Origin of the sequence: Pradoshia sp. (assembly GCF_051873915.1) — a bacterium.
In the GTDB taxonomy this organism is placed as follows: Bacteria; Bacillota; Bacilli; order Bacillales; family Pradoshiaceae; genus Pradoshia.
Map to the genome: position 1 here is coordinate 21192 of NZ_JBJEFJ010000162.1, position 10543 is coordinate 31734.

Sequence of the window (10543 nt, forward strand, 5' to 3'; positions counted from 1 at the left end):
GAACAGCAGGTTCTGTGCTTGCTGATACATGCTGGAGGGATTTTCAATGAGTCAGGCAGAAAAAATCAAAGTAGTAGATGGCGCTCTACAAGTGCCAAATCATGCAATCATTCCTTTTATCGAGGGTGACGGAACAGGCCCGGATATTTGGGCTGCTGCATCCCGTGTATTGGAAGCTGCGGTAGAAAAAGCCTATAACGGCGAGAAAGCTATTGTTTGGAAAGAAGTATTAGCTGGCGAAAAAGCATTTAATGAAACAGGTGAATGGCTCCCGGCTGAAACACTTGACGTGATTAAAGAATACTTAATCGCGATTAAAGGGCCATTAACAACTCCTGTCGGCGGCGGAATCCGCTCCTTAAATGTCGCGCTTCGTCAAGAGCTTGACCTATACACATGCTTGCGTCCTGTTAGATACTTTGATGGCGTTCCTTCACCGGTTAAACGCCCGCAGGATACGGATATGGTCATCTTCCGTGAAAATACAGAAGATATTTATGCTGGAATTGAATATGCCAAAGGTTCTGATGATGTTAAGAAACTATTAGAATTCCTTCGCAATGAAATGGGTGTCTCTAAGATTCGCTTCCCGGAAACTTCCGGTATCGGTATTAAGCCGGTTTCTGAAGAAGGAACAAAACGCCTTGTACGCGCAGCGTTGAATTATGCCATCAAGGAAGGGAGAAAATCCTTGACGCTTGTTCACAAAGGAAACATTATGAAATTTACTGAAGGAGCCTTCAAAAACTGGGGCTATGAAGTAGCGGAAGAAGAGTTCGGCGAGCAAGTGTTCACATGGGCTCAATATGACCGCATTAAAGATGCAGAAGGCACAGAAGCGGCTAATAAAGCACAGGCTGATGCTGAAGCAGCTGGCAAGATCATCGTAAAGGATTCTATTGCGGATATCTTCCTTCAACAAATTCTGACTAGACCAAGAGAATTCGATGTCGTTGCAACAATGAACTTGAATGGGGATTACATCTCTGACGCTCTTGCAGCACAAGTCGGCGGTATCGGTATTGCTCCAGGGGCAAACATTAACTACGTAACTGGACATGCGATTTTTGAAGCGACACATGGTACAGCTCCGAAATATGCAGGTCTTGATAAAGTAAATCCATCCTCTGTCATTCTTTCCGGCGTATTGATGCTTGAGCATTTAGGCTGGAATGAAGCAGCGAACATGATCACTCGTTCCATGGAGAAAACGATTGATTCTAAAGTGGTTACTTATGACTTTGCCCGCTTGATGGATGGAGCAAACGAAGTGAAATGCTCTGAATTTGCTGATGAATTAATCAAGAATATGGAATAAAGAACACAGGTAGAAAGCAGGCACGATTTACGAGGGATGATTTTTGAACGGTACCGTCAATAAACGATGGGGGTAGATGATATATTATGGGATTGAAACGCAAAAAAATCTCTGTTATCGGCAGTGGTTTTACAGGAGCGACTACAGCGTTCCTTTTAGCACAAAAGGAGCTTGGGGATGTAGTGCTCGTGGATATTCCGCAAATGGAAAAGCCTACAAAGGGGAAGGCTTTAGACATGGCCCAGGCTGGTCCGGTGCAAGGGTTTGATTCATCCATTATCGGAACATCCGATTATGCAGATACAAAGGACTCCGATTTAGTCATTATTACGGCAGGTATTGCCCGGAAACCTGGCATGAGTCGTGATGATCTTGTGCAAACCAATCAGAAAATCATGCGTTCAGTAGCAAAGGAAGTTGTAAGATATTCGCCGGAAAGCCATATCATCGTCTTGACCAATCCGGTCGATGCGATGACCTACACGGTTTTCAAGGAAACGGGATTTCCAAAGAACCGTGTTATTGGGCAGTCAGGCGTGCTTGATACAGCAAGATTCCGCACATTCATCGCTCAGGAGTTAAATCTGTCTGTCAAGGATATAACTGGCTTTGTGCTTGGCGGACATGGGGACGAAATGGTTCCCCTTGTCCGATACTCCTATGCCGGCGGGATTCCATTGGAAGCACTCATCCCTAAAGAGCGTCTCAACAGTATTGTCGAGCGGACAAGAAAGGGCGGAGGAGAAATTGTAGAGCTGCTTGGTAACGGCAGTGCCTACTATGCACCCGCTGCCTCCCTTGTATCCATGGCAGAGGCTATCTTGAAGGACCAGCGCAGGATTCTTCCAGCCATAGCTTATTTAGAGGGGGAATACGGCTATGATGGAATCTACCTTGGTGTACCGACTATCATCGGTGCAAACGGTATAGAGAAAGTAATTGAACTTGAATTGCAAGAGGAGGAACAAGCCGCCCTTGCTCATTCCGTTCAATCAGTCAAGGCAGTTATGTCTATTCTTGTGTGATATATGTACAAAGGGACTCTTTCGGGAGTCCCTTTTAATTTTGCCTAAAAGAATTGAGAGTACTTTTTTCTCAAGTCACTTGTTTGATTTTTTAATGACAAGATAACTATGCATACTCCTCTAGAAATCAAATAATTCTAATGAAATTGATTGTAAGGAATGTCTCCTTCCATTTGTTTACAAGTAAAGTGAAATCTATCAGAAGCTCATTCAGGCGAACACATAGAGGAAGCAGTCCACGCCAGAGGGAATAGAACAAAATCTTATCAGCTAGAGTCAATGCGATTTTGTCTACATTCTGAAATCTTTTGAAAGGCCTTTTCCTGTGGTTTAGATATCTCACGAACCGACTCCTGCATGATTCATGTCCCTGCCTATATTCCGGTGCGGGACATTATACCAAGATTTCATCTTTTCATATATAATGGTGAGAGATTGGTATAATTGGGGAAGAGACATTGGTGATAAATGCTTTATTGATTGGTCTGGAGCGCATAATTCAGAATGGATTATGGCAATGAAATAAATAGAGAGGACTATTCAAACATAAGCTATTAGAAATGAAGTTAATATATCGGGAAGCGGATGGAGGATAAGATGAGCAAAAAAGTCCTAGTTGTGGAAGATGAAGAATCAATCATTACCTTGCTTACGTATAATTTGGAACAAGCCGGGTTTACCGTCATTAAGGCGATGGATGGGGAAATGGGTAAGCAGCTGGCAATGACAGAAAGACCAGATGTGATCATATTGGACCTCATGCTGCCTAAGCTTGACGGGATTGAGGTCTGCAAAATCCTGCGTCAGAATAAGGTTGCGGTCCCAATATTGATGCTCACTGCCAAAAGCGAAGAGTTCGATAAAGTTCTTGGACTTGAGCTGGGTGCCGATGATTATATGACTAAGCCATTCAGCCCGCGTGAGGTTGTGGCAAGAGTAAAGGCCCTCCTAAGAAGAGTGGATATGATTAATACAGCCGCTGAGTCAAAAGAGGATGATACAGACCTCATCACAGTCGGCGAACTGAAAATATATATTGAAAGATATGAAGCCTATCTTCGTGATGGATTGCTTGAGTTGACACCGAAGGAATTTGAACTTTTGGCTTATCTAGCGAAAAATAAGTCAAGAATTCTCACAAGGGATCAGCTTTTGAATGTCATTTGGAATTATGACTTTGTTGGGGATACACGAATTGTGGATGTGCATATCAGTCATTTACGTGAAAAAATCGAACAGGATACGAAGAAACCAGTCTATATTAAAACGGTACGCGGACTTGGATATAAGCTAGAGGAACCGAGATAATGAAGAAATCAAGAAGAATGATGACGTTCGAGATTGCCTCCGCTATCCTGATTATTTCCTTTCTGTTTGGACTTTTATTAGGAAAGGTGTTCACGATGTATCTGGAAAGAGATACGAGGAATGACCTGAAGAATGCGGCGCAAGTGATCGAATGGCAGCTCGCTGATCTAGAGGATACAACGGAGCTTAATAGCCGGCTTGAGGTACTCAGTAAAGAGCTGGGTATTTCTATCCTGCTGACTGACCGTGACGGCGAGGTTCTTTCTGATAAGAGGTATGTAGAAGAAGGGACAACAGGTGAGGAGCTGGCTCTTTATCAAGCGAAGTTGGAAGAGTTCGGGGATCATTCAGCTGAACCGGTTTTCGGGGAGCTTCATGATGACGGATTATTCTATTATATTTCTCCCATTCAATCGGATGAAGGCATCCTGTTGGTTGGTCAAGAGAAGAATGTCATTATGGGAGGGTTATCGATCTGGACAACCTCTCTGTCATTTTTGGCAGTGGCATTCATCGTTATCATGCTATTTGTTTTTAAGATCATTAAGAAGTATTTCATGCCTGTTGATAGTGCCTATCATGCGGTGCAGGAGCTGACGAAAGGGAATTATCGTGCACGCACTTATATTGGCCGCAACAAGGAAGCGAGGCTGCTGAATGATTCCATTAATCAGCTTGCCCGTGATATGCAAGAGATGAAAATCGCCTATGATATTCAAAAAGACCGGCTTAGTACTTTGATTGAGAATATGGGAAGCGCCTTGCTATTGATTGATGATAAAGGATATATCAATATGGTCAATCGTGCTTACCTGAATCTCTTTAAAGAAAATGAAGAGGATTACTTGTCGGAGCTTTATTACAAGGTAATCCATCGTGAGGAAGTAAATGCTCTCATTGAGGAAATCTTCATGGTCGAGCAAAAAATAAAAAAACAAATTGTCTTGACAATCGGTCTTGAACGGAAGAATTTCGAAGTGTACGGGGCCCCGATTATTGGTCCGAAGGGTGAATGGAAAGGAATTATTTTGGTTTTCCATGATATTACGGAGCTGAAGAAGCTCGAAACCGTGCGGAAGCAATTCGTAGCCAATGTGTCACATGAATTGAATACGCCTGTTACATCCATAAAGGGATTTACGGAAACATTGATTGATGGAGCAAAGGAAGATAAGGATACACTAAATCATTTCCTCTCCATCATTCTGAAGGAAAGTAACCGGCTTCAAGCACTAATCAAGGAATTGCTGGAATTGTCTAAGGTGGAGCAGCAGGGATTCCAGCTTGATTTGCAGAAGGTGGATATCGTCCCTGTTTTGCGAGATACGTACGAGATATTGGAGAAGAAGGCAGCCAAGAAGAACATTCAATTTGTCCTAAATGACCTGAATCAGCCAATCGTTTGTGAAACAGATCCTTTTCGTATCCAGCAAGTGATCATTAATCTCGTCAGCAATGCCATTTCTTACACTCCGGCAGATGGGAAAGTAACTATATCTGCAAGCGAGGATGTGGACAAGGTTTATATTAAGATAGCGGACACGGGAATCGGGATTGATGAAGAGGAGCTTCCACGCATATTTGAACGCTTTTACCGTGTTGATAAGGACAGAAGCAGAGAGAGCGGAGGAACGGGACTTGGACTGGCCATCGTGAAACATATTCTCGAGGCTCAGCATGGTGAAATCACGATAGACAGCAAGCTTAATGAGGGAAGTACCTTTACAGTAATCATCCCTAAGGAGCAGCATACAGGAAAAGGGAAATAAAGAAGGAAAACTCCTTTCACGGGTGCATTCGTGATGGGAGTTTTTTAATGTTTACTAATCTATTCTGACGGCTGTCTTTGAGATACAGAACAGCTGTTTTTCTTTCAATCATGACTCATGTTAGAATAGAGGATAAGATAATCGGTTAGATACGGGAGGAAAGCATGAATAAAAAAATCGTCTTAATAGATGGAAATAGCATTGCCTACAGAGCATTTTTCGCCTTGCCTTTACTCAATAACGATAAGGGCGTACATACAAATGCCATATATGGATTTGCGATGATGCTGAATCGAATTATGGAAGAAGAGAAGCCGACCCATATGCTCGTTGCCTTCGATGCGGGCAAAACGACATTTCGCCACAGCACCTTCGCTGAATATAAGGGAGGCCGTCAAAAAACGCCGCCGGAGCTGTCTGAGCAGTTTCCATTCATTCGAGAATTGCTGGATGCGTACGGAATTTCCCGCTATGAATTAACAAATTATGAGGCAGATGACATTATCGGCACCCTTGCCACGCTTGCGGAGGGTGATGGCTACAAGGTCACGGTCATTTCTGGTGATAAGGATTTGACGCAGCTTGCTTCTGAGAAGACGACAGTCCGTATTACCCGAAAAGGAATTACGGATATGGAGGATTACACACCTGAGCATATTCGAGAGAAATATAATCTGACTCCTGAACAGATTGTTGATTTGAAAGGCTTGATGGGGGATACCTCCGATAATATTCCGGGCATTCCGGGTGTTGGTGAGAAAACAGCGTTGAAGCTTCTGCACCAATTCGGCAGTGTGGAAGCGGTGGTTAATTCTCCTGAGGAGGTAAGCGGCAAGAAATTGAAGGAGAAGATTGAGGAATATAAGGATCAGGCCATCATTTCTAAGCAGCTTGCAACGATTGAGAAGAAAGCGCCAATCGAAGTTCGTCTAGAGGAGATCGATTACACAGGAGCAGACCAAGAAAAGCTTCTGGCGATTTATAAGGAGCTCGGCTTTGCAACCTTGATTGAAAAGATGGATCCACTCAACGCACAGGAAGATGAAGTGCTTGAAGAGATTGATTATACATTCGTTAAGGAAATCACCGAAGATATATTCACGGACGATACAGCTCTTTTTGTAGAAATCTTAGAGGATAATTACCATACAGCGCCTATTCAAGGCTTGGCCATTTCCAATGCTAAGGGCACCTTCTTCATGGAGACGGAAACAGCTGTTGAATCTGCTGCTTTTAAGGCATGGGCAGAGAATCCGGACATGAAGAAAACGGTGCATGATGTGAAGCAGGCGGTTGTTGCCCTTCACCGCTATGGCGTTGAGCTTAAGGGTGTCGCGTTTGATCTCTTCCTTGCCTCCTATGTGTTAAACCCGGCTGAGCCGGAAGTAGATATGGCAGACCTTGCGAAAAGACATAGTGCCGGTCATATACAAACAGATGAGCATGTGTATGGAAAAGGAGCAAAACGGAAGATTCCAAATCCTGAGGTTTACGGTGAGCATATCGCACGCAAAGCTCAGTCGATGGGCTTGATCAAAGCTAGTATTGAAAGCCAGCTTGTTGCGAATGCACAATTATCCTTGCTGATGGATTTAGAATTGCCGCTCGCCTTGATCCTTGCGGAAATGGAGATTACAGGTGTCAAGGTTGATAAGGAAAGACTGAAGGAAATGGGCGGAGAGCTCGCTGCAAGGCTTGCTGATATCGAAGCGAAAATCTATGACCTGGCAGGTGAGAAATTTAATATTAACTCACCGAAGCAATTAGGGGTGATCCTCTTTGAACGTTTAGGTCTGCCGGTCATCAAGAAGACAAAAACAGGCTATTCCACGTCTGCGGACATTTTGGAGAAGCTTGAAAACAAGCATGAAATCATTCGTGAAATCCTCAATTATCGCCAGCTTGGCAAGTTGCAATCTACTTATATCGAAGGTTTGCTGAAGGTTATTCATGAGGATGGCAAGGTTCATACCCGCTTCAATCAGGCGCTTACACAGACAGGACGCCTAAGTTCGACGGATCCGAATCTGCAAAACATCCCAATCAGGCTTGAGGAAGGAAAGAAAATTAGACAAGCCTTCGTTCCGTCAGTGGAGGACTGGGTCATATTTGCCGCTGACTATTCCCAAATTGAGCTTCGCGTCCTTGCCCATATTGCTGATGATGAGAACTTAATCAATGCCTTTAAAGAAGATATGGATATTCATACGAAAACAGCGATGGATGTCTTCCATGTGAAGGAAGAGGAAGTGACCTCTAATATGAGGCGGCAGGCTAAAGCTGTTAACTTCGGGATTGTATACGGTATCAGTGATTATGGATTATCCCAAAACTTGAATATTACCCGTAAGGAAGCCGGTACCTTCATCGAACGTTATTTGGAAAGTTATCCAGGAGTACAGCGCTATATGAAGGATATTATTGAGGATGCGAAGGAATGCGGTTATGTCACGACCCTTCTTCACCGACGCCGCTATATTCCGGAAATCAATAATCGAAACTTTAATGTCCGTGGATTTGCCGAAAGGACAGCGATGAATACGCCGATTCAGGGCAGTGCAGCAGATATTATCAAATTGGCGATGATCCACATGAATGACCGGCTGAAGAAAGAGAACTTAAAGGCAAAGTTATTGCTTCAGGTGCATGATGAATTGATTTTTGAAGCACCGAAGGATGAAATAGACATCTTAAAGAAAATCGTACCGGAGGAAATGGAGAATGCAATCCAATTGAGCGTTCCGCTTAAGGTGGATTATTCATTCGGAAACACTTGGTACGACGCAAAATAGAGCAGTAAAAGGGGGTTATTTGTTTGCCTGAATTACCAGAAGTAGAAACAATAAGGCGAACACTCGAAGCCATGGTGCTCGGTAAGACAATAGAGGATGTAGAGGTGCGATGGGGGAAGATCATCAAGGAACCGGATGATGCTGAACTTTTCTGCCTTTTCCTGAAGGGGCAAACCATCCGCGAAATCGGCCGCCGCGGCAAGTTTTTGATTTTTTATTTAGATGATTATAGTCTCGTATCCCATCTGCGTATGGAAGGGAAATACGGACTTTTTGACAAGAGCGAAGAGATGGATAAGCATACTCATGTCATATTCCAATTCACAGACGGTACCGAGTTAAGATACAGAGATGTGCGCAAATTCGGCACGATGCATTTATTCCCGAAAGGAACAGAGCTGGATGTGCTGCCGCTTTCGAAGGTAGGACCTGAACCATTTTCAGATGAATTCACGCCAGAGCACCTGGCAGCCGGGCTTGCCAAGACGCATCGTTTCATCAAGACTGTTCTGCTTGACCAGCGCTTGCTCGCGGGTCTTGGGAATATTTATGTGGATGAGGCTTTGTTCCATGCCGGTATTCATCCAGAGCGGGCGGCCTCATCCTTGAATGAGGAGGAGATTCAGCGTCTTTATACGGCGATTAAGACTACGCTTGCTGAGGCGATTGAAAAAGGGGGCAGCACGATTCGCTCTTACGTAAATTCACAGGGCCAGATTGGTATGTTCCAGCTTGAATTGTTTGCTTACTCGAGAAAGGGCCAGCCATGTAAGACATGCGGCTCCATCATGGAGAGAATCACCGTAGGAGGAAGGGGGACTGTTTATTGTCCTTCCTGTCAAAAACGTTGATAATGGCCATGAACCAAAGATAGGCTCCTGTCATATAGTAGGGTATTGATTGTTGAAAGGAGTCCCTGTCAATGGAGCACTTGGCTTCAATACTCTTACTCGCTATGGCAGTCAGCCTGGATAGCTGCGGTGTCGGAATGACCTATGGAATGCGCAATGTGGCAATTCCCTTAAGATCCATAATGATTATTGCCGCATGTTCGGCCTTAAGCTTCGCAATTGGCATGTTCACGGGATCTGTGAGTGAACATTTCATGGCAGAGTCCTGGGCAGGCATGATTGGAGGGCTTATCCTCATTTCATTAGGCATATGGACGGCCGCAAGCAATTTAAAGCAAAATGATGATGTGTATTTGAATGTGGATGAACGCACATTGTTTCAGCTGGAAATCAAATCAATTGGTCTAGTGATTCATATTTTGAAGAAGCCGCTGAGCGCTGACTTTGACCGTTCCGGAACAATTACAGGTCTTGAAGCTTGTTTTCTAGGCTTTGCGCTTTCTCTTGATGGGTTTGGCGCAGGTATTGGTGCCGGTATTCTCGACTATCCACTCGTGACGGTCGTGCTGCTCAGTTTTATTATGAGCGCCATTTTCATGAAGGCCGGCCTTCAGGCTGGAAAGTACTTAAATGATTCTTTTGCCGCGAAAATTTTGTCCTTTGTACCTGGAATTGTCTTAATTGCACTAGGGATCAGTAAACTATTTTAGACAGGGGAAACAGTAAATGATGAAGAAAATAATCGGGCTGACAGGCGGAATTGCCAGTGGGAAGAGCACAGTATCTAACTGGCTTCTCTCACAGGGCTATCCTGTCGTTGACGCAGATATCGCGGCCAGGAAAGTTGTTGAACCGGGCATGCCGGCTCTTGAGAAGATCAGAAAGGCCTTTGGAGATGATGTCCTGCTTCCGGATGGAACACTTGACCGGAAAAGACTCGGTTCTATTATTTTTGCGAATGAAGAAAAACGGCAGACATTAAATGCTATTGTCCATCCGGCTGTGAGAGAATGGATGAGGCAGGAAACGGAGCGGGCATTTGGAGAAGGGGCATCCATCGTTATTATGGATATTCCTTTATTGTTTGAGAGTAAGCTGACTCATATGGTGGAGGAGACGATTCTTGTTTATGTTACGAAGGAGACCCAGCTAAAACGGCTGATGGAAAGAGACGGGTATATGGAAGCTGATGCCCTGGCTCGGATTCATGCGCAGATGCCCATCGATGAGAAAAAGGAATTGGCTGATTACATCGTTGATAATAATGGGCCGATCTCTGAAACGATTGAACAGATGAAGCAGATTATGGACACATTTAAATAAGACAGGCAATAAAGGCTGTTCCGTATAAAAACAAGCGGAGCAGTCCTTTTTTATTGGCTGTTTTCGTAAAGATTGTTGCTTTTGAATAAAAAGGGAAGCTGCAATCTATTTTACGGTACAATTGGATTGGGAGTGACTTCTTGAACAATCGGGGCAG

General features: G+C 44.1%; 8 protein-coding genes. All 8 read left to right on the forward strand.

What is annotated here, in order from left to right; genetic code table 11:
- The first annotated feature begins 46 nt into the window (after positions 1 to 46).
- The 8 genes from icd to coaE all read left to right on the forward strand — a co-directional run bounded on the left by icd (position 47) and on the right by coaE (position 10386).
- Complete coding sequence (gene icd / locus ACI35L_RS14355) at positions 47 to 1318, forward strand: NADP-dependent isocitrate dehydrogenase (protein ID WP_049669898.1); 1272 nt, start codon at positions 47 to 49, stop codon at positions 1316 to 1318.
- A gap of 86 nt (positions 1319 to 1404) precedes the next feature.
- Positions 1405 to 2343 carry a malate dehydrogenase gene (mdh, locus tag ACI35L_RS14360; protein WP_439803150.1) on the forward strand — a complete coding sequence of 313 codons (939 nt, stop codon included), beginning with the start codon at positions 1405 to 1407 and terminating at the stop codon, positions 2341 to 2343.
- A 597-nt stretch (positions 2344 to 2940) separates the two neighbouring features.
- The gene (locus ACI35L_RS14365; RefSeq protein ID WP_049669901.1) at positions 2941 to 3651 is read left to right on the forward strand and encodes a response regulator transcription factor; all 711 of its coding nucleotides are present in this window, start codon (positions 2941 to 2943) and stop codon (positions 3649 to 3651) included.
- Positions 3651 to 5420 carry a two-component system histidine kinase PnpS gene (gene pnpS / locus ACI35L_RS14370; RefSeq protein ID WP_439803151.1) on the forward strand — a complete coding sequence of 590 codons (1770 nt, stop codon included), beginning with the start codon at positions 3651 to 3653 and terminating at the stop codon, positions 5418 to 5420. The genes ACI35L_RS14365 and pnpS overlap by 1 nt, the downstream gene beginning before the upstream one ends.
- A 164-nt stretch (positions 5421 to 5584) precedes the next feature.
- Positions 5585 to 8212, forward strand: coding sequence for a DNA polymerase I (gene polA / locus ACI35L_RS14375; protein WP_439803152.1), 2628 nt, complete (start codon positions 5585 to 5587; stop codon positions 8210 to 8212).
- Between the two features lie 23 nt (positions 8213 to 8235).
- Positions 8236 to 9063 carry a DNA-formamidopyrimidine glycosylase gene (gene mutM / locus ACI35L_RS14380; RefSeq protein ID WP_049669903.1) on the forward strand — a complete coding sequence of 276 codons (828 nt, stop codon included), beginning with the start codon at positions 8236 to 8238 and terminating at the stop codon, positions 9061 to 9063.
- 71 nt (positions 9064 to 9134) lie between these two features.
- The gene (gene ytaF, locus ACI35L_RS14385) at positions 9135 to 9773 is read left to right on the forward strand and encodes a sporulation membrane protein YtaF (protein ID WP_439803153.1); all 639 of its coding nucleotides are present in this window, start codon (positions 9135 to 9137) and stop codon (positions 9771 to 9773) included.
- Positions 9774 to 9792: 19 nt separating this feature from the next.
- Positions 9793 to 10386: a dephospho-CoA kinase gene (gene coaE, locus ACI35L_RS14390; protein ID WP_439803154.1), complete on the forward strand. Its 594-nt coding sequence runs from the start codon at positions 9793 to 9795 to the stop codon at positions 10384 to 10386.
- Positions 10387 to 10543: the final 157 nt, after the last annotated feature.